General features: G+C 71.2%; 25 protein-coding genes and 1 pseudogene. 10 read left to right on the forward strand and 16 right to left on the reverse strand.

The window, feature by feature from the left end:
- Positions 1 to 8 precede the first annotated feature (8 nt).
- Positions 9 to 1487 carry an amidohydrolase family protein gene (locus AS594_RS03880; RefSeq protein ID WP_079148298.1) on the reverse strand — a complete coding sequence of 493 codons (1479 nt, stop codon included), beginning with the start codon at positions 1485 to 1487 and terminating at the stop codon, positions 9 to 11.
- A 25-nt stretch (positions 1488 to 1512) separates the two neighbouring features.
- Positions 1513 to 2952, reverse strand: coding sequence for a uracil-xanthine permease family protein (locus tag AS594_RS03885; protein WP_240508928.1), 1440 nt, complete (start codon positions 2950 to 2952; stop codon positions 1513 to 1515).
- Between the two features lie 240 nt (positions 2953 to 3192).
- Here AS594_RS03885 and AS594_RS03890 point away from each other — a divergent pair, with 240 nt between their 5' ends.
- The 3 genes from AS594_RS03890 (at position 3193) to AS594_RS44470 (ending at position 4692) form a co-directional block, all read left to right on the forward strand.
- A complete protein-coding gene (locus tag AS594_RS03890) occupies positions 3193 to 3609 on the forward strand; it encodes an SRPBCC family protein (RefSeq protein ID WP_069925665.1) in 417 nt (138 codons plus the stop codon).
- Positions 3610 to 4027: 418 nt separating this feature from the next.
- Positions 4028 to 4354 (forward strand): MerR family transcriptional regulator, encoded by a 327-nt coding sequence (locus tag AS594_RS03895; RefSeq protein ID WP_069925666.1) that lies wholly within the window; start codon positions 4028 to 4030, stop codon positions 4352 to 4354.
- Positions 4355 to 4533: 179 nt separating this feature from the next.
- Positions 4534 to 4692, forward strand: coding sequence for a hypothetical protein (locus tag AS594_RS44470; protein ID WP_167367937.1), 159 nt, complete (start codon positions 4534 to 4536; stop codon positions 4690 to 4692).
- A 115-nt stretch (positions 4693 to 4807) separates the two neighbouring features.
- On the opposite strand, the gene AS594_RS03900 is transcribed toward AS594_RS44470, so the two are convergent.
- Positions 4808 to 5212 carry a YidB family protein gene (locus AS594_RS03900; protein WP_069925667.1) on the reverse strand — a complete coding sequence of 135 codons (405 nt, stop codon included), beginning with the start codon at positions 5210 to 5212 and terminating at the stop codon, positions 4808 to 4810.
- A 180-nt stretch (positions 5213 to 5392) separates the two neighbouring features.
- On the opposite strand from AS594_RS03900, the gene AS594_RS03905 reads away from it, so the two are divergent.
- Positions 5393 to 6259 (forward strand): hypothetical protein, encoded by an 867-nt coding sequence (locus tag AS594_RS03905; RefSeq protein WP_069925668.1) that lies wholly within the window; start codon positions 5393 to 5395, stop codon positions 6257 to 6259.
- A gap of 84 nt (positions 6260 to 6343) precedes the next feature.
- On the opposite strand, the gene AS594_RS03910 is transcribed toward AS594_RS03905, so the two are convergent.
- The 8 genes from AS594_RS03910 to AS594_RS03945 form a co-directional block, all read right to left on the reverse strand.
- On the reverse strand, positions 6344 to 6739 hold the full coding sequence (locus AS594_RS03910; protein WP_069925669.1) for a hypothetical protein: 396 nt from the start codon (positions 6737 to 6739) through the stop codon (positions 6344 to 6346).
- Positions 6736 to 7008 (reverse strand): ribbon-helix-helix domain-containing protein, encoded by a 273-nt coding sequence (locus AS594_RS03915; protein ID WP_069925670.1) that lies wholly within the window; start codon positions 7006 to 7008, stop codon positions 6736 to 6738. The genes AS594_RS03910 and AS594_RS03915 overlap by 4 nt, the downstream gene beginning before the upstream one ends.
- An 85-nt stretch (positions 7009 to 7093) precedes the next feature.
- Positions 7094 to 7495 (reverse strand): DUF2267 domain-containing protein, encoded by a 402-nt coding sequence (locus AS594_RS03920; RefSeq protein WP_069925671.1) that lies wholly within the window; start codon positions 7493 to 7495, stop codon positions 7094 to 7096.
- 184 nt (positions 7496 to 7679) lie between these two features.
- On the reverse strand, positions 7680 to 8075 hold the full coding sequence (locus AS594_RS03925; protein ID WP_069925672.1) for a DUF2267 domain-containing protein: 396 nt from the start codon (positions 8073 to 8075) through the stop codon (positions 7680 to 7682).
- A gap of 110 nt (positions 8076 to 8185) precedes the next feature.
- On the reverse strand, positions 8186 to 8611 hold the full coding sequence (locus tag AS594_RS03930; RefSeq protein ID WP_069925673.1) for an Hsp20/alpha crystallin family protein: 426 nt from the start codon (positions 8609 to 8611) through the stop codon (positions 8186 to 8188).
- A gap of 249 nt (positions 8612 to 8860) precedes the next feature.
- Entirely contained in the window at positions 8861 to 9322 is a 462-nt protein-coding gene (locus AS594_RS03935) for an SRPBCC family protein (RefSeq protein ID WP_069925674.1), read from the reverse strand.
- 90 nt (positions 9323 to 9412) lie between these two features.
- Complete coding sequence (locus AS594_RS03940; protein ID WP_069925675.1) at positions 9413 to 10645, reverse strand: FUSC family protein; 1233 nt, start codon at positions 10643 to 10645, stop codon at positions 9413 to 9415.
- Positions 10646 to 10745: 100 nt separating this feature from the next.
- Positions 10746 to 11249 carry a hypothetical protein gene (locus AS594_RS03945; protein ID WP_069925676.1) on the reverse strand — a complete coding sequence of 168 codons (504 nt, stop codon included), beginning with the start codon at positions 11247 to 11249 and terminating at the stop codon, positions 10746 to 10748.
- Positions 11250 to 11525: 276 nt separating this feature from the next.
- Between AS594_RS03945 and AS594_RS03950 the strand changes: the two are divergent.
- A pseudogene (locus AS594_RS03950) lies at positions 11526 to 12321 on the forward strand (VOC family protein).
- Positions 12322 to 12420: 99 nt separating this feature from the next.
- Here the strand turns inward: AS594_RS03950 and AS594_RS03955 are convergent.
- Positions 12421 to 12657, reverse strand: coding sequence for a chaplin (locus tag AS594_RS03955; RefSeq protein WP_069925678.1), 237 nt, complete (start codon positions 12655 to 12657; stop codon positions 12421 to 12423).
- A 269-nt stretch (positions 12658 to 12926) separates the two neighbouring features.
- Here AS594_RS03955 and AS594_RS03960 point away from each other — a divergent pair, with 269 nt between their 5' ends.
- From AS594_RS03960 to AS594_RS03975, 4 genes are all read left to right on the forward strand, one after another.
- Positions 12927 to 13364: a protein-tyrosine phosphatase family protein gene (locus AS594_RS03960; protein WP_069925679.1), complete on the forward strand. Its 438-nt coding sequence runs from the start codon at positions 12927 to 12929 to the stop codon at positions 13362 to 13364.
- Between the two features lie 485 nt (positions 13365 to 13849).
- Entirely contained in the window at positions 13850 to 14353 is a 504-nt protein-coding gene (locus tag AS594_RS03965; protein ID WP_141747148.1) for a hypothetical protein, read from the forward strand.
- A 388-nt stretch (positions 14354 to 14741) separates the two neighbouring features.
- The gene (locus tag AS594_RS03970; protein ID WP_069925681.1) at positions 14742 to 15827 is read left to right on the forward strand and encodes a tetratricopeptide repeat protein; all 1086 of its coding nucleotides are present in this window, start codon (positions 14742 to 14744) and stop codon (positions 15825 to 15827) included.
- On the forward strand, positions 15824 to 16885 hold the full coding sequence (locus tag AS594_RS03975; protein ID WP_069925682.1) for a polyprenyl synthetase family protein: 1062 nt from the start codon (positions 15824 to 15826) through the stop codon (positions 16883 to 16885). Before AS594_RS03970 ends, AS594_RS03975 begins: the two co-directional genes overlap by 4 nt.
- 109 nt (positions 16886 to 16994) lie before the next feature.
- Here AS594_RS03975 and AS594_RS03980 read toward each other — a convergent pair whose 3' ends face one another.
- Complete coding sequence (locus AS594_RS03980; RefSeq protein ID WP_069925683.1) at positions 16995 to 17582, reverse strand: TetR/AcrR family transcriptional regulator; 588 nt, start codon at positions 17580 to 17582, stop codon at positions 16995 to 16997.
- A gap of 100 nt (positions 17583 to 17682) precedes the next feature.
- On the opposite strand from AS594_RS03980, the gene AS594_RS03985 reads away from it, so the two are divergent.
- A complete protein-coding gene (locus AS594_RS03985; protein ID WP_069925684.1) occupies positions 17683 to 18105 on the forward strand; it encodes a nuclear transport factor 2 family protein in 423 nt (140 codons plus the stop codon).
- A 77-nt stretch (positions 18106 to 18182) separates the two neighbouring features.
- Here the strand turns inward: AS594_RS03985 and AS594_RS03990 are convergent, their stop codons facing one another.
- From AS594_RS03990 to AS594_RS04000, 3 genes are read right to left on the reverse strand one after another with little or no spacing between them, the layout of a single operon-like run.
- Complete coding sequence (locus AS594_RS03990; RefSeq protein ID WP_069930260.1) at positions 18183 to 18449, reverse strand: DUF4235 domain-containing protein; 267 nt, start codon at positions 18447 to 18449, stop codon at positions 18183 to 18185.
- On the reverse strand, positions 18446 to 18880 hold the full coding sequence (locus AS594_RS03995) for a DUF3618 domain-containing protein (RefSeq protein WP_069925685.1): 435 nt from the start codon (positions 18878 to 18880) through the stop codon (positions 18446 to 18448). Before AS594_RS03995 ends, AS594_RS03990 begins: the two co-directional genes overlap by 4 nt.
- Complete coding sequence (locus AS594_RS04000) at positions 18877 to 19296, reverse strand: phage holin family protein (RefSeq protein ID WP_069925686.1); 420 nt, start codon at positions 19294 to 19296, stop codon at positions 18877 to 18879. The genes AS594_RS03995 and AS594_RS04000 overlap by 4 nt, the downstream gene beginning before the upstream one ends.
- Positions 19297 to 19595: the final 299 nt, after the last annotated feature.

Below are 19595 nucleotides of genomic sequence, written 5' to 3' on the forward strand. Positions count from 1 at the left end.
CTCCGTATTCACTGGGCCGTGCTCCGCTCGGCCGCGGCGTGCCGCGCGGCCGTGGACGTGGGGTGGGCGCGGGTCACGGGGGCCCGCGACAGTACGTCCCGGCTCAGTTCGGCGGCCCGCCGTACCAGGGCCGGCCCGTCCCAGTCGAGCGGCCAGCCGCGCCACAGGCGCAGCCGGCCGGCGACGAAGACGGCGGTGATCTGATCGCGGTTGCCGCGCCGTACCAGCTCCCACGGCAGGTCCCAGGACAATCGCATCTCCGGACCGCTCACGTCCACGAGCAGGAAGTCGGCGGCGGCGCCCTCGGCTATCCGGCCGGTACGGGCGCCGAGCCCGACGGCGTCGGCGCCACCCCGGCTCGCGTGCTCCAGCCAGGTCCAGCCGGCGCCGCAGGAGGAGTCCCCCGTGGCCAGTCCGTACGCGAGCCGCTGGGCGAACTCGGCGGCCTCGGTCAGGCGGAACGCGTCTCCCCGGGTTCCGTCCGTGCCCAGCCCGAACCGGATCCCGCGCTCGGCCATGGTGGTCGCCGGCGCCACCGCGTTGCCCTTCCAGGCACTGGCGACGGGGTTGTAGCTCACCGCCGCTCCGGAGCCGGCGAGCAGGGTCAGTTCGTGCGGGGTGAGCAGGGTGGCGTGCGCGGCCAGCAACTGCGGCCCGAGCGCGCCCACTTCGTGGAGGTACTCCAGCGGGCGCAGCCCGTGTTCGACCAGGGAGCGTTCCACGGCGGCGAGATGCTCGTTGACGTGGATCTGGACGACGGCTCCCGCCGACTCGGCCAGCCGGGCGGTGTCGCGCAGGGTGCGGGCCGTCGCCGCCTCCGGGACGGAGACGGCGAGGGACGGGTGGATCAACTCCTCGGTGCAGTACCGGACGAGGTGCTTCTCGGCATGGGCGAGGATCGTCGTGGTGTCGGCGTCGCTGTCGGTGTCGTTGCAGACGAGGCCCAGTACGCACCGGATCCCCGCGTCACGGGCGGCCGCGGCCACCAGCTCCACGTCCACCGGCGCCCGGGTGCCCGCCTCGGCGACGGTGGTGAAGCCGCCGCGCAGCGACTCCAGCGCGGCGAGCTTCGCGGCGACGTACACGCCTTCCTCGTCGAGAGCGCCCTCCAGGGGCACCCACAGCCTGCGGAAGATCTCGGAGGGCTCACCGAAGGCCAGGGCGGCGCCGAAGGTCTGGGTGAGGTGGTGGTGGGCGTCGACGAATCCCGGCATCAGGATGTGTCCGCGCAGCCGTACGGGCGTCAGGTGCGGGTACGTCCGCTCCAGCTGTTCGGCCGGTCCGACCGCGAGGAAGGTGGAGCCGCTGACGACTGCCGCGTAGTGGTCCATCGGACCGTCGGGGGTCAGGACCAGGTCGGGAGCGAGGAGCAGAGGGCCGTCGACGCGCAGGCGGTCGGGGGCCGGGCCGGGCGGACGGACTGGGTGACGCAGGTCGGCCGGGTCGGTCGGGCAGGAGAGGTCGGTCGGGTCGGGCAGGTCGGTCATCGGGCTCTTTCCGGTGCGGGTGCGGTCAGGAGTGCTGGGCGGGGGCGGGTTCGCCCGCCCCCGCGTCGGCCTGGGCCGGGACGGTGGCGGCGGGGGCTTGCGCGCGTGCGAACCGCGGCCGTACGTGGTGGAAGAGGATGTTGAGTACGGCGGCGACGAACGCCCCTACGGCGACGCCGCTTTCGAGCAGGATCCGGACGCCGGGCGCGAAGCCGCCGTACACGCCGGGAATGAGGATCGGCAGCAGCCCCAGGGCGATGGCGACGGCGCAGATGAACGTGTTCGTGTGCTGGTCGAGGTCGGCGCGTCCGAGCATCTGCACGCCGAGGACCGTGATGACGGCGAAGACGACCATCGCGGTACCGCCGACGACGGCGGACGGGACGACGCTGATGGCGCGCGTGACCGGTGCGAGGAAGCCGATGGCGATGAGCACCACGCCGGCGGCGGCCGTGACGTACCGGCTGCGCACGCCGGTGACGCGGACGATGCCGATGTTCTCGCCGCTGGTCACCATGAGCGGCAGGCCGAAGAAGCCGCCGAAGAGGGAGGTGAGCGCGTCGCCCCGGATGGTCTTGGGGACGTCCTCGCGCTTGTCGATGTCCTTGCCGACGGCCTCCGCGTTGATGACGGTCTGACCGGTGGCCTCGGCCATGGAGGCGAGGCTGTAGAGCATCAGCGGCAGCGCGGCGAGCAGGTTGAACTCGGGTGAGCCGAACGGCAGCAGCTCGGGAACGCTCAGGAGGCCGCCCGCGGCCGCGCGGCCGGCGTCGACGGCGCCCAGCACGAACGCCAGGGCCGTACCGGCGATCAGGCCCAGCATGACGGCGAGTTGCCGCAGTACGCCGGTGAACAGCCAGTAGAAGGCGACGGTGAAGCCGATCGTCGCCAGGCCGAGCAGGAGGTTGGTGGTGTCGGCGAAGCCGGGCTGCCCGGGCCGGCCGGTGACGAGCAGCGCGCCGACCTTGACCAGGTTGACGCCGACGATGACGATCATCGTGCCGATGACGAGGGCGGGGAAGAACGCGAGCAGCCGGGAGAAGACCGGCAGTACGACGAAGTAGAAGGCCGCGGTGATGATCACCGCGCCGCTCGCGGTGGGGAGACCGTGCTGTTCGGCGATGGCCAGGAAGAGGATGAGCGGCGCGCCGCCGGGCAGCATGACGAACGGCAGTCTGGGGCCGAACTTCCACGGCCCGAGGGACTGGATCAGGCTGCCGATCCCGGAGAGCAGGAAGGCCGCCGAGAGCAGGTCGACGGTCAGACCGGGGTCGAGGCGCAAGGTCGCGCTCATCAGGAAGATCGCCGAGATGGGGGTCGCGGCCATGACGAGTACGTGCTGGATGCCGAAGAGCAGGATTCTGCCGATCGGGCGGGATTCGTCCACGGGGTGGATCGGTTCGCGGCTGGTCGACTCGGGGTCGGTCGACGAGGGGTGAAGGGACGCGGGGCGGGGACTGGGCACGTTCGAGCTCCGTTCGGCTCGCTCCGGGTTCGACCGTGATCCGGCCCGGGACGGGGGCCACATCGACTCGGCCAAATCGATTTGGCCGCCAGTATGTGAGGGCCCGGGAGGCGCGTCAAGGGATGCGGCACGGCCCCTTTTCCGGCGAACGGGTGGTTGTACGGCCGCATGGCTTCATGTCCGGCAGAGGCCGGGCAAGCGTTCGTCCGAACGGTTTCGAGCCAAGGAATGGTGTGGTTGATGACCGAATACGAGCGTTCACGCACAATGCCCGCACTGCCCGAGCACGTCTTCGACCAGGCGGCCAACGTGGACCAGCTGGACCAGTGGCTGCCGGAGGCGCTGCATGTGCGCGCCGGGGAACTGCCCGCCGTCACCGTCCACGAGGACCGCACCGACGAGGACACCTCGGCGCTCCTGCGCGCCCAGAAGGAGCAGATGCGGCTGGAGTGGGGCACCAGGGACGAGGGCAGCTACACCGGGTGGCTCCAGGTGGCCGGTATCGGCAGCGGCGCCACCGAGGTGACGGTGCACCTCTCCTTCTTCGCGGAGGACCACGACCCCGGCGCGGAGGCCGTGAACGCCGCACTCGACCAGAGCCTCGAGCGCCTGGAGCACCAGGTGCGGCTTCGCGTCGACGGCGGCGGCGCCGGCTGAGCGTCTCGCGGCGCACCTGAATATCTGTCGTGGCGACGATAGACATGCGAGTCCCGCGTAGGTAGGGTTCCTCCCGTAGTCAACGAAGTCGGTGAAACGAAGTCCAGCGAAGCGCGCCGGCGTCGAACCGGCGGACCACTACATGAACCAGCAGTACCGAACCAGAAGAAACGAGAGAGGAGCAGACGCCATCAGGATCGCCCGGGCGAAGACCCATTCCGCTCGGGTACCGCAGGCCCCGGATTGGAAGGTGGTCCCCGGTCACGCATTCACGATCCCCGCACGTCCGGCCTCCCAGGCGGATACGCGGTAACAGAAAGCCGGCGCAGCCCAGAGCCGGCAGATGGTGTTGAAACCCCTCGGGGCCCCGGTGCCGTACGGCACCGGGGCCCCTCGACGCGTCCTAGAAGAGGTGCAAATGACGCAAGAAACCCATCCGCATTCCCCCACCGACCGACTCGACGACGACGACTACCCGGCGTACACCATGGGCCGCGCCGCCGAGATGATCGGCGCCACGCCCGGATTCCTGCGCGCCGTCGGCGAGGCCCGGCTCATCACTCCCCTGCGGTCGGAGGGCGGCCACCGCCGCTACTCCCGCTACCAGTTGCGCATCGCGGCCCGCGCACGCGAACTCGTCGACAGCGGTACGCCGATCGAGGCCGCCTGCCGCATCGTCATCCTAGAAGACCAGCTCGAAGAAGCCCTGCGTCTCAACGAGGAACTGCGCAAGCCCACGGGGTAAGGACGCCCCGATGGACCGATTGCCGCTTCAACCACTGGGACAGGTCTGCCGGATCGCAGGAAGGATGCCGAGCGCCGAAAATGGCGTATGTACGGCATATGTGTGGCCGCGCGCCGCGTGTACGGCGGCGCGGCCGCGACGGCAAACCCGGCAGACTTCCACCAGTGAGGACCACTGCGATGAGTGAGCAGTCACCTTCCCAGGCAGAGGGCGAGCGCGAAGGCGAGAGGCACGAAGACATACGCCAGACAACCCCTTCCCAGGCGGAGGGGGAGCGGGACGACACCGACGAGAAGGAGTCGCAGGAGCTCGGCCCCGGACAGGGCCGGACCGAGTAGTCGCCCGCCTTAGCGGTACAGCCACCGGTCGCTCGGGATGTTCCCGACGAACCGCCCCCGGCGCGGGCGCGGCCAATGGCGTACGGGCAGCCCGTGGAGTACGGGCTCGGCGGCGTCAGGGGGTCCGGGACCTGATCAGGTCTTCCAGTGTCGTGTCGTGCGGGAGCTGTCCGCCCGGGGTCAGCTTGTCGACCGCCTGCGGCAGGACCTGAGCGAGCTGATCGGCCGCCTCGTCCGTCGGCAGCCCGGCTTCCCGGGCCACCTCCTCCAGCGTGTCCGGCGGCAGCGCCTGTGCGAGCTGCGCGCCGTCGACGGGCTCGTTGGCGCCCGCGCCCACCCATGAGTGGGCCTGATGACCGAGACCCCCCTCACCGAGCGCGGCCAGCAGTCCGTCCAGCGGATTGCCGCTTCCCGCCGTGCTGCCGCCGAGTGAGCCCAGCAGCGAGCCGAGGAGGCCCGCCCTTCCGTCGGCTCCTCCCAGCAGCCCTCCGAACAGACGCCCCAGATCCTCTCCCGCCACGGTCAGCCCTTTCCTCGTCAGCCGGCATACGGAGGCGTACGGCAGCCCCCGGCCGATCGTCCCACCCGTCCGCCTGTCGGATCTTCCGCCGCGCGACACATCACCCGGATACCGGCGCGCGCTACGCCGACCGGCAATCCCCGGGCGGCGCTCCGGGCCCGGCGGGGCAGATGATGGCGTGTGGACCTGGAGAGCGTCATCGACGAGCTGTACGGGCTGCCCCCGGCCCGGTTCACCGCCGCCAGGAACGAGCGCGCGGCGGCGGCCCGTACGGCGGGCGACCGCGAGCTGGCGGGGCGGATCCAGACGCTGCGGCGCCCGACGCTTTCGGCGTGGGCCGGCAATCTGCTCGTACGCGCGCAGCCGGAGCAGGTCCAGCCCCTGATCAGCCTCGGCGAAGCCATGCGCCAGGCACACCGCGATCTCGACGGCGGGCAGTTGCGAGAACTGGTCCGCCGGCAGCACGACCTGGTCGGCGCGCTGGCCCGGCAGGCGAAGCGGCTGGCCGCCGAAGCCGGCCACCCGGTCAGCGAGGACGTACTGCACGAGATCGAGGGCACGCTGCACGCCGTCCTCGCCGACCCGGACGCCGCACAGGAGTGGGCCGCGGGCCATCTCACCAAACCGCTCAGCCCGCCGGTCGGCTTCACCGCCGCCACCGCCCCTTCCGGCCCGGCCCCTTCCACCGGTCGCCGCGTCGGCGCCTCCGCCGCCGAGGCCAGGAAGAAGGAACAAAAACAAGAACAGGAACAGGAGAGGCAGAAGGAGCGGCTCGCCCGGCTCGCGCGGGCCGAGGAGGAGGCCACGGAGGCCGAGCGGCGAGCCCGTGACTCCGAGGCGGAACTGGCGCGGGCCGAGGCCGCGTTGCGGGAGGCGGAGGACGAGGTCGCCACCCTGTCCCAGCAGTTGCAGGAGGCCCAGGAGCGGCGGAAGGCCGCCCGCGAGGAGACCGTGGCCGCGCGGGGCACGGCAGGGAAAGCGCGCACAGCCGCCCGCGAGGCCCGTCGCCGCGCCGAGAACGCCGCCAGGAGGACGGACGGGCCGTGAACGCGGCCAGGAGAGCGGACGCGGCCGCGACGAAGGCGGCCGACGGGGTATGCGGCCGGATTTACGCCCTGATGTCAGCCGGGCCTAGGGCAGTTCGACCGTCTCGATGCCCGGGTTCATCTTGTGCAGCTCGGCCGGCCGGTCGGTGATAACGGGCCACCCCGGACGGCGCAGAGCCAGGTGCCCGGCGTGGGCGGTGGCGAGATCGACCTGGGCCATGGTCGCGAGTTCGGCGACCGCCAGGGCGGCCGGACGGTCGAGGCCGTGGAACTCGAAAACCGGGGCGGCCAGCGCGAGGTCGACCTGCTCCCGTCGGCGGGGCGAGATGTCGTGGCCGATGAGACCGGCGGCGAGAGCCGTGGTGGGGACGTACAGGACCTGGATCTGCTCGACCGAGACCACGACCCGGGCCACCATGAAGGGGCGCCCGAGGGCGAGTTGCCTTATGGCGCCGGTGTCGAGGATGTACCCGCCGATCACGCGGCCGCGCCCGCTTCGTCATCGCCGCGCCGGTCGGAGGCCCGCGCCCACTCCACGGCCTCGGCCCACTGCTCGGTGCTGGTCCGCTCGACCTCCGCGGCCCAGCCCTCGATGATGCGCTGGGCGCGCTCTTCGCGGCCGAGGCGCTCTTCGACCGCCTCGGTCACGTACGCCGACACGGACTCGATGCGCTTCTCCTTGGCGAGCCTTCTCAGCGCGGCCGCGCTCTCCGCCGGGATCGTGATCGTCACGCGTTCCTTGTCCGTCATACAGCCAGCGTACGACCGTATGCGTCGGTCCGGCAGGGGGAAGCGTCAACGCGTCCCCCTGCCGGACCGACAGGGCGATACCGGCTCAGGCGGCAGCCGGAGCCAGTTCCGCTCGGCCGAAGAGCAGGGCGTAACCCCGTGGCAGCGCCGCAGTGATGCGCCGGGTGAGGTCGTCACCGGCGCAGTCGGCCAGGACGCCGAGTACGGAACTCACTCCCCAGCGTGCGGCGGGGGGTGTGAGCCCGCCCAGTCTCGCCGCGACGGCCTCGACGAACTCCGGCGCGGTCAGGGACCGCACTGCCGGGCTCTGCCGGGCGAGGATGACGGCCGCCTCGACAGGCAGCAGGCGCACCAGTTCGCGGCGTACATCACCACTGGTATGCGTGCCCAGCACAGTCAGTACGGTGCGCAGGATGCGCTCCGCCTCGGCATCGGTGGTGTACTGCCCCGAGACGCGGACCTGCTGTACGAGTTCCTTCCACCGCATCACTGTGGCTACCTGCCTCTCTGCTGTTTTTGGGTGATGACCGGACGATGTCCGGGTGGTGACTGGTCGGTGACCGATCGGTACCGATTGGTGTCGAATTCAGCATGCCTTCTCTCGGGGAAGGCAGCACCTTATGTGCGGGCTCGTCCGGCCGCCGTGCCGACTCCGCCGAACGCCCCACAGCTCACGTCGGCTGGGGGCGGCCGAAGAGGAGGTCGTAGCCCGGGGGCAGCTGGAGCAGGACTCGCCGCATCAGCTCGTCGTCGGCCGCGTCGGCGACGACACTCAGGACGGCGCTGACGTCCCACTTCGCCGTCTCCTCCGTGGCGCCCTCGATCCACGCCGCCGTCGCCCGCACGAACCGCTGCGGTCCCAGCGGCTCGGCGGCCGGCAGCGGGTTGAGCAGCAGCAGCGCACACGTCTCCGGCAGCCGGGCGGCGAGCTCGGACCGCTCGGAGCCCACAACGTGCGCGCCCAGGAGGGCGATCACCACGCGGGTCGCCCGCTCGGCTTCCTGCCGTGAGGAGTACTGACCTCGTTCCTGAACGGCGGACAGGAACGCGTCCCACTTCATCACCATGCCGCCGGCCCTCTTTTCTTACGCGCTTGTCCTGCTCGGCTCGCGCCCGCCCGTGGCGGGCCGGGAAAACGGGCGGGACCCGGCCGCGGCCGGGTCCCGCCCCTCCGGGTTCAGCCGCCGATCTCCTTGGGGCCGCCGCCCCCGGTGATCGAGATCTTGCGCGGCTTGGCCTGCTCCGCCACCGGAACGGTCAGGCGCAGCACGCCGGCGTCGTACGACGCGTCGATGCGCTCGGTGTCCAGCGTCTCGCCCAGGAACATCTGGCGGCTGAAGGAACCCGTCAGCCGCTCGGCGATCAGGACCTCCGCGCCCTCGCCAGCGCGGGAACGGCGCTCGGCCTTCACGGTCAGCACGTTCCGCTCGACGTCGAGGTCGATCGACTCGGGGTCCACACCGGGCAGGTCGAGTTCGACGACGAAGGTGTCGCCTTCCCGATAGGCGTCCATCGGCATGGCCGCCGGCCTCGCGGTGGTGCCCATCAGCTGCTGGGTGAGGCGGTCGAGTTCACGGAAGGGGTCGGTACGCATGAGCATCATTGGTCACTCCTTTCCCGGATACGGGATGCACATGGCGACAACACCTATATAGCTCGCCGCAGCAAACTTGACAAGCCCCCGCTCAATCCCGTCGTGTCTCATCTCCCGCTGGAGACGGCGGTGCGCGGGGAGGGCATGGGCGACGGGCCTGACGCGGGGCCGGACATGAGCGACGGCTCTGTCGCCGGGGCAGGCATGGGCGACGGCCCTGACGCCGGGGCGGGCGTCAGGGCCGTCCGTACGCGCACGTCAGCCGCCGGGCCGGATGCGGCCGCGCCAGGAACCGGACTCACCGCCGCGGTGCTCCACGAACTCCTTGAACCGCCGCATGTCTCCCTTGACCCGCCGGTCGATCATGCCGGTCATGTCCGCGGCCTTCTCGGCCGGGCCGCTCGTGTCCACGTCCATCACGAGCTCTACCCGGGTGTGCGTGTCGTCGAGGCGCTGGAACCGCACCATGCCCTTCTGGTGCGTGTCGCCGCCGGTGGTACGCCAAGTGATCCGCTCGTCGGGAAGCTGGTCGACGATCTCGGTGTCGAATTCCCGCTTCACCCCGCCCATCTTCGTGGTCCAGTGGTTGTGGCGGTCGTCGATCTGCCTGACCTCCTCCACCCCCTCCATGAAGTTCGGAAACTCCTCGAACTGCGTCCACTGGTTGTAGGCGGTACGGACGGGGACCTCGACCTCTACCGTCTCCTTCACCGTGCTCATCTGCGCCTCCTCCTGGTGACGCGCGGCAGCGTGCCTGCCGCGCGGATCTTGGCACAGCAGCGGGTACCCGGTCGCCGCCCGGCTACCCGCCTAGTCGAGGTGCTCTTCGGGCAGCTCCCGCGAGCGGCCGAGGCGCAGCCGGCCCCGCAGCTTGTCGACCACCGGGTACTTCTCCCGTTGCTCACGGGACTGACGGTCCAGCTCCTCCACCAGCCGCATGGACCGCTTCTCCACGTCCAGCTCGTCGAGGATCCGGTCGATCTCGGCGAGCAGCGCGCCGTGCAGCTGCCACTGGCGCGGATGCTCCTTCACGCCGTCGAGGAGCAGGTGGGCCACGATCTCGCGGCTGGCGCGACTCGCGGCGAGCTCCCTGAGGAGCCGCTCCTCCGCCTCCTCCGCGTTGACGCTGACCTGTGTGGTGATCAGTACGGCGAAACTCTCGATCGCACGGGCCATGTGGGTGAACAGCTCCGTCAGGGCGGTGGCGATCTCCTCGGGGAAGAGCGGTTCGTCCGTACGGGCCTTGGCCAGGTCGGTCAGGGTGCGGCACGCCGTACGGAGCACCACCGCCGAGATCTCCAGGGTGTCCAGGCCGGTGCGCAGCACGACGCGGAAGAGCAGCCCTTCCTTGACCCGGGGGTTCAGCCGGAGGCTGTCCTCCGCCTGCCGCAGGGACGCGTCCACCTCGACGATGTCGTGGTCCAGCCGGCGCGCCTCGTGCAGCGCCTCCGCGGCCTCCGCGACCGTCGTGTGGCCACGCACCTCCTCGCCCAGGTGCATCAGCAGGTCCCGCATGCGGCCCGCGAGCCCCTCGATGGCCGCGCTGGCGGGCTGCACCCAGACCGGTGGCGCGAACAGGACGTTGAAGAGCAGCCCGACGACCGCCCCGATCAGTGTCTCCAGGACCCGGTCCCAGGCCGTCGCGGCCACCCGCGTCACCCCGAGCACCAGCATGGCGCTGATGGCCACCTCGGGGACGAACTCACCGGCCTTGACGAAACGGCCGATGGTCAGCGAAGCGAGAATGATCAGCCCGAGGCTCCACCAGCTCAGCCCGACCAGTGAACTGAAGCCGATGGCGATGACCACGCCGGCCACCACGGAGTTCATGCGGCGCATGCTGGTGGTGAGTGTCGCGTACAGGGTGACCTGGACGACGAGCAGCGCGGTCAGCGGGGCGGTCAGCGGCGCCGGTTCGCTGCTCAGCATCAGGGCGACGACGTAGGAGATCACGGCGGCGACGGTGGACCTGACGGTCTGTACGACCACGGGTTCCTTGTGCCACCGCACGAGGTTCAGCAGAGGGTCGGTAACTTCAGGCACTCTGGGCTTGTTCCCCTCTCCCCCACACAGGCCCCATCGGTTGTCAATCACCCGTGCGCCCGCCCCAGGGGGACGGGGCGGGCGCACGGCGTACCGCTCGTCAGTCGTCGAGCGTCACGCGCAGCTTTGCGTAGTCGCCGTGGAAGACGGCCTCGACCTGCCCCTCGGCGTCCTCGTACTTGCCGGTGCCGCCGGTGATCGCCGCGTCGCCGCCGTACGGGCCGGAGCGGTGGTGATCGATGGTGCCGCTCACGGTGATGCTGCCGCCGTCGGTGCGCAGCACGCTCTGGCACTGCGCGACGACGCTGTGGGGCGTCACCTCGACAGCGCTGCAATGGGCGGTGGCGTCACCGATCTTCTTGCCGGGCTTGCCCTTCTTGAAGTCGTACAGGTACGCGTACGACGTCCAGTCGGAGCCCTTGCGCAGCGAGCGCGGCAGGCTGTCCGAGTGCTTGTGCGCCAGCCAGTTGAGCACCTTCGCCTTGGACTCCGCCTTCGGCGCGGGGGCTGCGTGGGCGGGGAGGGCGAGGGCGCCCGTGACGGTCATCGCCATGGCGGCGGTGCTCACCGCGGCGGACAGCCGGCGGGCACGGATGCGGAGCATGGAACCTCCAGGAGATGAGAGTGGGACCGCCCGGCCCCCGAGGGGCGACGGGCGAAAGTGCGAGCCCACCTCAACGCATGCCGGCCTGTTCCGGTGATCGCCACGGGCGCGGAGTCACCCGCCTGGTTGCGTACCGTCACCCCTTCGGCCTTCGCCACCTGCCGCCGCACACGCGTGCGGGAGCCCCCGGTGCGGCGGCACGCAGCGCGCGGGGCGACGAATGACTGGATACCGTAAAAAACCGGACCAATCATTCGAGCAGGAGAGAGCGAAACGATGGCCGTGCAACCAGAGGGCACCCCGTGCTGGGCGGACGCGATGTTCACCGACGTGGAGGGCGCCAAGAGTTTCTACGGCGACGTACTGGGCTGGACGTTCGGTGAGAGTTCGTCGGAGTTCGGCAACTACACGCAGGCCTACTCGGACGGCAAGGCGGTGGCCGCCCGTCGTGCCGCCGATGCCCGGCCAGGACAGCCCGTCGGCCTGGTGCCTGTACTTGGCGTCGCCGGACGTCACCGCCACCGCACAGAAGATCCGGGACAACGGCGGCGAGGTGCTGATGGAGCCGATGCAGGTCGGCGACTTCGGCTCCATGCTGATCGCGAAAGACCCCAGCGGTGCGGCGTTCGGCGTCTGGCAGGCGGGCACGCACGAAGGATTCGAGAAGCGCGGTGAGCCGGGTGCGTACGCCTGGGCCGAGGTCTTTACCCGCGACCCCGAGAAGTCCGACGCCTTCTTCCCCGCCGTCTTCCCTTACAGCGTGCAGCGGATGGAAGACGACGCCATGGACTTCAAGGTCTTCAATGTCGGCGACGACTCCGTCCTGGGCCGGATGACGATGACGGAGGAGTTCCCGCCCGAGATCCCGCCGTACATCCAGGTGTACTTCACCGTGGAGGACTGCGACGCGGCGGTGTCCAAGGCGACCGCGCGCGGCGGCGCGCTGCACTTCGGGCCGATGGACAGCCCGTTCGGCCGGTTCGCGGCGCTCACGGACCCGCAGGGTGCGGCGTTCGCCGTGATCGACATGAAGACGACGAAGGGCGAGATGCCGAAGATGACGGCCGCCTGACGCGACGCGGCCGCAAGCCCCGGCCCGTCGGCAACGTCCGGCGGTGGTGGTGGCGCCGCTGCCCGGTCCCGCTCGGAGCGGGGCCGGGCAGCGCGGTGACTACTTGTTGAAGCAGTGGTTGCCGACGGCCGGGTTGAGCAGGCCGATGATGTTGACGGTGTTGCCGCAGACGTTGATCGGGGCGTGGATCGGGATCTGGATGAGGTTGCCCGAGAGCACACCGGACGAGTGCTTGACCTTGCCCTCGGCGTAGGCGTCGGCGAGGGCGGAGCCCGCGCCGCCGAGGACGGCGGAGGCGGCCAGGGCGGTGGCGGCGATCGCGGTGCGGATACGCATGTTGCTCTCCTAGAGAAGGATCGGGCACGCTCGTGCGCGCCCGCTGGAGAGGCTTCCCCTGACACATGATCAGCTCCGCGGCCCCACCCGGACGGACGCGCATGTTCACGCACATGCGCGCAAGCGGGCGGCGTACGGAGGAGGCACCGGCCCTGCCCCGGCCGGGCGTTCACCGGCGTGCTGTATGCGGGGGTCCCGGGTCCCGGCGTCGGAGCGCGGCCCACCGACCGGGTTTTCCTACGCGTTCCGGGCGCCCATAGGCTGGGCCCATGGCCGAGAAGTGGAGCCCGTCCGACGCCGGAGTCATGAGACTGCCCTCCGGCCTGCTCGTGCGCGGCCGGAGGCTGCGCCGTCCGCTCCCGCCGGGGCCGTCGCCGTCCTTCGCCGTCCACCTGCTGGGCAGGGAGCCCGCGGCCACGGCGTGGGAGGCCCGCTGGGTGCGCTGGCCCGATTTCCGGCTCCCGCACGACCGTCGGCAGGCCGCGGAGGTACTGCGTGAAGCCCTGGAGCGGGCGGCCGACGAGCGCGTGGAGATCGCCTGCGGCGGCGGTCGCGGACGCACCGGGACGGCGCTGGCGTGCCTGGCCGTCCTGGACGGGGTACCGGCGGACGAGGCGGTGGCGTACACGCGCCGGCACTACCACCCGCGCGCTGTGGAGACACCCTGGCAGAAACGCTTCGTACTGCGCTTCCGAGACGGCGCGTAACGCTGCTCGGCCGACATCGGGCCGAGCAGCGGGCCCAGGTGGTCCGCCGGGAACGGGGAGACCGAGGGCGCCCGGACTTGAAGACGGCGGTCAGCCCCGTGCCGTCAGGGAGTCCGCTCACCGCCGCCCCGGGACGGGCCTTCGTGGCCGGCCACGCAGTCCGTACAGCCTCCCCGGTCCGCGTGGCGTCGCACGGCAAGATCCGTTCACGGCTATCGCAGGTGCGGGCCCGGACGCGCGCGAACGCTCACCGGCGGACGGACGGCCGAGCGCTCCGCCGGGAACAGCACCGGCCTGTGGTCACAGCCTGTGTGGTCACGAGTCGGGCGGTCACGAGTCGGGCGGTGACGAAGGGCCCGGACGGTCGGGACTTTGGTCCCGTGTTGGGCGCTTTCCGGGCGGACACACCCAAATCAGATGGCAGAGGACCCGTTCCCGCGCCGCCCGGTCCGCCGGCGCCGCGGGAGCGACAGGGAAGGAAGAGAATGCGTTGGATCGCGTGTGCCAGAGCTCAACTCAAGCGGGCAACCGACGCGTTGTTCCCACCCCGTACCGCCACGCGAGAACCGGCCTCGGACGCGTTGCTCGTACGGGCACCCACCGGAGGGGAGTGCTGGCACTGGGTCGAGCGTCGGCAGATCAGCTGGCGGATCACGGGGGGCCTGGGGCATCCGTGCTGCGTCCTGCTGGAGCGCAGGACGGAACAGGGAAAGTGGTCCGAGGCCGCGGTGCTCGCCTCGCAGGTGGACCCCCGCGCCCTGCGGGCTTCCGTGGTGGTTCCTGAACTGCCCGAGGGGCCGTACCGCGTACGCATCACGTCGCCCGAGCTGCCGTACGACGCGTGCAGTCCGCCCCTGATCATCAGCCACAACGGCACGGTCGACCTCCCCCGCGACTTCACGTTGAGGAAGCCCGGTTTCATGGGCGCACGACGGCTGGCGGCCGAGAACGAACAGCCGGTAAGCCGCTCAGGCCGGTTCGCCGGCTGACCACCGGCCGACTTCGCCGAGTTACCTCCTGATGTGCCGGGGAGCGGCGCCCTGGCCCCCCAGGCGACCCCGAGCGGAAGCCCTGTCCGCCAGCCGCCCCGTCCCCGTCTTCGCGGTTCCCACCGGCTAACCCGCGGCGCGCCCCCTGCCCCGCTGGTTCGCCCCCAGCCCCCTGCCCGGAAGAAAACACGTCCCCCGCAAGCAACCCCGGGCGGGCAGGAGCCGTCTTGATCCACAGCAGGACGGTCCGCCGACCATGACCGGCGGCCCTCCCCCCACAGATTCCCGCGACACCAGGGTTCGCAGGTCAGGCCGCTATACACTGCACGTATACATGCTGTGCATAGTCGCCCCGCGCCACTGCCCTGGCCGCGCACGAAAGGCACTCATGCACAGCAAGGCATTCGCGCCGGAGTACCAAGGCGCCCTCACCGCGCTGTCGGTGAACTCCTCTCTGACGGACGTACTGGAAAAGGGCATCCAGAACCTGAGAGCGGCCGAAGCAGCCGGTGCGCAGCGGGAGGTGGCACGGTCGGGGCTCGCCGTGGCCGAGGCGCACCGCCGGCTGGGCAACATCGAGGAGGCGGACCTGGCCTGGAAGGCCAGTTACCGCGCCGCCCGTGCGGCGGGCGACCTCGGAGCGATGGCCTGGGCCCTGTGGAGCGGCGGAACGCTCGCCCGCCAGCGTGGCGCGCTCGCGCTGGCCTTCCGGCTGCTGGGGCTCGCCGCCGACCTGGGCAAGCGGGGCGGGGACGTCGTGGCCCGCGGCTACTCCCTCGCCGGTCTCGCGGAGACCGGGCGCATACAGGGCGACTACCAGGCGGTCGCCGCTCTGCACGAGCAACTGCTCGCCGAAGCGCGCAAACGCGGCGAGGCCCGGCACACCGTATGGGCGCTGGAGGGCATCGCGCAGATACACCGCAACACCGGCTCGTACGACACGGCCCTCGCCATGTTCGAGGAGGCGGCCGAGATCGCCGGCGCGGCCGACGACCGGCGCGGCCGGGCCTGGGCCCTGCGCGGCATGGCTGACATCGTTTCCCTTCGGGACGACCCCGAGCGGGCCCTGGCCCTGCTCGGCGAGGCCGAAGTCACGTGCCGTGAGATGAAGTTGTCCAGCGCGCTCGCCTACAACCACAAGATGCGTGCCAATGTGCTCTACCGTGCCCGCCGTTACGAAGAGGCCCGGCAGGTGTATGAGCAGGCCCTCGCGGAGTTTCGCGCCATGAGCGAGCCGCGGGGCGAGGCGCTCGCGCGGCTCGGGCTAACGAAGGCCCGCGCCCACCTCGGCCGGGACCAGGCCGAGACAGCCGCCGAGCTGGGCGAGTTGCGGCGTACACTCGACCGGATCGGCCTGCGCCACGCGCGGGACATGGTCGACAAGGCCCACGCCGAACTCGGCGTACTCCCGCTGGAGACGCCGGTCGCCACCCCGGTCGCCGCCGCGCCGGACCAGGAGGGCGAGCGACGATGACGGTGCCCGTGACTGCCCCGGCCACCGCGCCGCAGATCCTCGCCCGCTGCCGTGAGCTCGTACGGCCGGCGCTCACCGTGGCGGTGGAGCGCATGCATCCCTGGCCGGCCGAGATGGCGGCCTTCTCGTTCGGCTGGAGCGAAGTGGGCGGCGCACCCGTCCCCGGCCCGGGCCCCGGCTCGCGCGGCAAGGGAGTGCGCCAAGCCCTCACGGTGCTGTGCGCGGAGGCAGCGGGCGGCCGTGGTGAGGACGCGGTGGTCGGCGCGGTGGCGGTCGAGCTGATCCACACGTTCTCGCTCCTGCACGACGACATCATGGACGGTGACGAGACCCGGCGGCAGCGGGCGAGCGTGTGGAAGGCGTACGGTACGGGCCCCGCGGTGCTGGCGGGCGACGCGCTGTTCGCCCTGGCCGTGGAGACACTGGCCGCCTCTCGGAACGTACACAGCGGGGCGGCGGTGCGGCACTTGGCCGCCACGCTGAACGACCTCGTGCGCGGCCAGGCCGACGACCTGCTCTTCGAAGCCCGGCCCTGGAGAGGCCCGGGGGCGGTGTCCCCGCAGGAGTACCGGTCGATGGCCGGCCACAAGACGGGCGCGCTGCTCGGGTGCGCGGCCGGCCTGGGCGCCGTGCTGGCCGGGGCACCGGCCGCAACGGCCGACGTACTCGCCGCGGCGGGGCGGCATCTCGGGGTGGCGTTCCAGGCGGTGGACGACCTGCTGGGCATCTGGGGCGATCCGCGGGTCACGGGGAAGCCGGTGCACAGTGATCTCCGCCGGCTGAAGAAGACCTACCCCGTCATCGCGGCGCTCTCCACGGACAGCCCGGCCGCACGGCAGCTCGTCGCGCTCCTCGCGTCGGGCAGTCCCCTCGACGACGCGGGAGCCCGCCGGGCCGCCGGACTCGTCGAGGAGGCGGGCGGGCGCGACGCCACGCTTGCCGAAGCGCGCCGCCATCTGGACAGCGCGCGCGCATGCCTGACGAGCGTCCCGCTGGCCCCGGCGGCGGTCGGTGACATCCTCACGCTCCTGCCGTTCCTCGTCGACCGCCGGATGTGACGGTCGACGAGCCGGATGCCACGGTCGACGAGGATGTGACGGTCGACGCCGACCGTACGGGGGCACGCCGACCGTACGGGGGGACGCCGACCTTAGGGGGGACGGGCCGTCAGTCGCGGGCTGGCGCGCGGCTGCTGGAACCGGCGGAGTCCAGTTCCAGCAGCATGCGTGCCGCCGACCGGGCGTGGTCGGCCGCACCGCTGTCCCCCGAGACTGCGGCTGTGGTGATCGCGCCCTCGACGAGGAGGAGGAGCGGGTCGGCCAGCCGGGCGGAGTGGCCCGCCTCGCTCACCAGGCCCGCCAGATAGCCCTTCAGGGCGTCGACGTGGTCGCGGGCGGCGGCGGCGACGGCATCGGATGTGGCACCGAGCTCACCGAAGGAATTGACGAAGGCGCAGCCACGGAATCCGGGTTCCCGGAACCACGTCCGCAGCCAGTCGAAGACCGCCAGGATCCGCTGCTCGCCGAGGGGATGGGCCTCCGCGTGGCGCGCCAGTGAGGCCCGCCAGCGCACGTCGCGCCGCCGCAGGTACGCCTCAACGAGGTGGTCCTTGGAGGGAAAGAGCTGGTAGAGGCGCTTGAGGGACGCCCCCGAGGCGTCGCGGACCTCGGCCATGCCGACCGCTTGCAGCCCGCGTCCGTAGAAGAGCGCCTCGGCGGCGTCGAGGATGCGGGTCTCTTGTGCCGCGGCTTCCATGAACCGTTCCCCCTTGCCAGAGAATCATTGTTCTCCTACGCTAACGCCTCAGACGAAGGAGAATGCCCATTCTCCCCATGCGAAGGTGTGAAGGAGACGCATGACGTCCGACAAGAGGCCGCCGTTCCCGCCGTTCACCGACGAGACGGCCCAGCAGAAGGTCCAAGCGGCCGAGGACGCCTGGAACAGCCGGGAGCCCGAACGCGTGGCCCTCGCGTACACGGAGGACTCCGAGTGGCGCAACCGCGACACGTTCCTGCGCGGACGGGCGGAGATCGTGGACTTCCTTCGCGACAAGTGGCAGCGCGAGCTCGACTACCGCCTACGCAAGGAGCTGTGGGCCTTCACGGACGACCGGATTGCCGTCCGCTTCGAGTACGAGTGGCACAACGAAGAGGGCCAGTGGTTCCGCAGCTACGGCAACGAGAACTGGGAGTTCGACGAGGACGGCCTGATGCGACGGCGCTACGCGAGCATCAACGACCTCCCCATCGGGGCCGATGAGCGGCGCGTAGCGGTCTGAGGCGCCGTCCGGGCCGAACGCCCGGCGCGGACGGTCGGCGTACGGGCGCTGGGGTCTCGTCTCGGCGTACCGTCGGGTCAGCCGGGCCACGTCCCGGTCAGGCGGCGTACCGCCGTGGCTCCTCCGCGGTCCACCGCCGCCTTGACCGCGGCGAAGATCGCACCTTGCAAGGCAGCGGCGATGACGACCTCCCGCCAGCCGCGCTCCTCGTCGGTCGCATCGGGGGCGTCCTCGTCGTGGCCGGTGACCTTCCACAGCTGCTTGAAGACCGCGCCGGCCAGGGCGCCGCTCAGCGCGCCCAGGACCAGACCGAGCGGCTTGTAAGCAATCTTCGACGCTTTCACCAGCACCTCGCCCCGCGCCGTGAAGCGACGACGATCACGGCGATCGCCGCCGCCAGACCGGCGAACACGAGCAGATTGCGGTTACGGCCGGCGTGGCCGCCCTGACCGCCCATACCGGACGCCGCGTCCCTGTTGTGCCTCCTGCGCCCCAGCCCGTGAGCGGTCTCCGTCAGCTGATCGCCCGCCGAGGCCACCTTTTCCCTTACCGGCTCCGGGGTCTTGTCGTGCGCGGTATGGAGGGCATGGGCAGCCTTGTCGTGCATCATGCCCTTGACCTTGGCGGCCTTCTGCTGGGCCTGCGCCTTTACGTCGGCCTTGGCGGCCAGTGCTTCGACCGTCCGGCCGAGTTCCTGCCGGGTCTTCTCCACCTGGGCCCGCAGTTCGTCCGGAGTGAGTGAGGAACCGCCGTCGCCCTTTGACTTGTCCGTCATCGCCGTGCCCTCTCCTTGATCTCGGCCACGTCCGCCTTGATGCTGTGGATGGCCTGCTCCGGGGTGGCGGGAGTGGCCTTGCCGACCTGCTTCTTGCCCACCAGGCCGAGCAGCGCCGCCAGAAGGAGCAGGGCGGCGGTGACGACCAGCGCGGACAGCCACAGCGGCCACACCAGGTCCAGGGCCACGATCGCGGTGGTCACCGCGGCCAGCAGAGCGACAAAGCCCACCACACCGGCTCCGCCCAGCAGGCCGCCGCCGCGTCCGAAACGTTTCCCCTTCTGCCGCATCTCGGCCTGCGCCAGGCGCAGCTCCTGCCGCATCAGCTGGGAAATCTGTTCCGACGCGTGCTTGACCAGGTCACCCACCGATTCCTCGGCGTCCCTGTAGGGCGGTTGGCCCGCTGACGTGCTCATCGTCGTGACCTGCCTTTCCTTGCCGCTTCTCGGCCCGCGCCGGACGTGGCGACGGCGAGGGGCCCCGCTGGTGGTGGCTGTCATCTCAAGTCGTAACGCCTACCGGGAGCGCCCGCCAGCCGACAGGCCCGCGCCCGGGACGAAGATCCACCCCGTCACTCGCATCCTTGGAACCATTCGAACCATTCGAACCGCTCCTCGGCGCGCGGTCGGCCACCCGGCAACCGCTACCTGGCGCGCGGCCTGCCACCCGGGTCGGCGAGCAGCCGTGCCGGCGGCCCAGGGGGCCGCACCCGTGC

Origin of the sequence: Streptomyces agglomeratus (assembly GCF_001746415.1) — a bacterium.
Classification (GTDB): Bacteria; Actinomycetota; Actinomycetes; order Streptomycetales; family Streptomycetaceae; genus Streptomyces; species Streptomyces agglomeratus.

Coding starts and splice junctions, on each gene's coding strand:
- AS594_RS44470 (WP_167367937.1), top strand. CDS start 4,534: ATGAGTGAGCAGTCACCTTCCCAGGCAGAGGGCGAGCGCGAAGGCGAG.
- AS594_RS03925 (WP_069925672.1), bottom strand. CDS start 8,075: ATGGTGATGAAGTGGGACGCGTTCCTGTCCGCCGTTCAGGAACGAGGT.
- AS594_RS03945 (WP_069925676.1), bottom strand. CDS start 11,249: ATGCTCCGCATCCGTGCCCGCCGGCTGTCCGCCGCGGTGAGCACCGCC.
- AS594_RS03970 (WP_069925681.1), top strand. CDS start 14,742: ATGCACAGCAAGGCATTCGCGCCGGAGTACCAAGGCGCCCTCACCGCG.
- AS594_RS03960 (WP_069925679.1), top strand. CDS start 12,927: ATGGCCGAGAAGTGGAGCCCGTCCGACGCCGGAGTCATGAGACTGCCC.
- AS594_RS03975 (WP_069925682.1), top strand. CDS start 15,824: ATGACGGTGCCCGTGACTGCCCCGGCCACCGCGCCGCAGATCCTCGCC.
- AS594_RS03895 (WP_069925666.1), top strand. CDS start 4,028: ATGACGCAAGAAACCCATCCGCATTCCCCCACCGACCGACTCGACGAC.
- AS594_RS03915 (WP_069925670.1), bottom strand. CDS start 7,008: ATGACGGACAAGGAACGCGTGACGATCACGATCCCGGCGGAGAGCGCG.
- AS594_RS04000 (WP_069925686.1), bottom strand. CDS start 19,296: ATGAGCACGTCAGCGGGCCAACCGCCCTACAGGGACGCCGAGGAATCG.
- AS594_RS03880 (WP_079148298.1), bottom strand. CDS start 1,487: ATGACCGACCTGCCCGACCCGACCGACCTCTCCTGCCCGACCGACCCG.
- AS594_RS03930 (WP_069925673.1), bottom strand. CDS start 8,611: ATGATGCTCATGCGTACCGACCCCTTCCGTGAACTCGACCGCCTCACC.
- AS594_RS03920 (WP_069925671.1), bottom strand. CDS start 7,495: ATGCGGTGGAAGGAACTCGTACAGCAGGTCCGCGTCTCGGGGCAGTAC.
- AS594_RS03935 (WP_069925674.1), bottom strand. CDS start 9,322: ATGAGCACGGTGAAGGAGACGGTAGAGGTCGAGGTCCCCGTCCGTACC.
- AS594_RS03985 (WP_069925684.1), top strand. CDS start 17,683: ATGACGTCCGACAAGAGGCCGCCGTTCCCGCCGTTCACCGACGAGACG.
- AS594_RS03995 (WP_069925685.1), bottom strand. CDS start 18,880: ATGACGGACAAGTCAAAGGGCGACGGCGGTTCCTCACTCACTCCGGAC.
- AS594_RS03890 (WP_069925665.1), top strand. CDS start 3,193: ATGACCGAATACGAGCGTTCACGCACAATGCCCGCACTGCCCGAGCAC.
- AS594_RS03955 (WP_069925678.1), bottom strand. CDS start 12,657: ATGCGTATCCGCACCGCGATCGCCGCCACCGCCCTGGCCGCCTCCGCC.
- AS594_RS03965 (WP_141747148.1), top strand. CDS start 13,850: ATGCGTTGGATCGCGTGTGCCAGAGCTCAACTCAAGCGGGCAACCGAC.
- AS594_RS03980 (WP_069925683.1), bottom strand. CDS start 17,582: ATGGAAGCCGCGGCACAAGAGACCCGCATCCTCGACGCCGCCGAGGCG.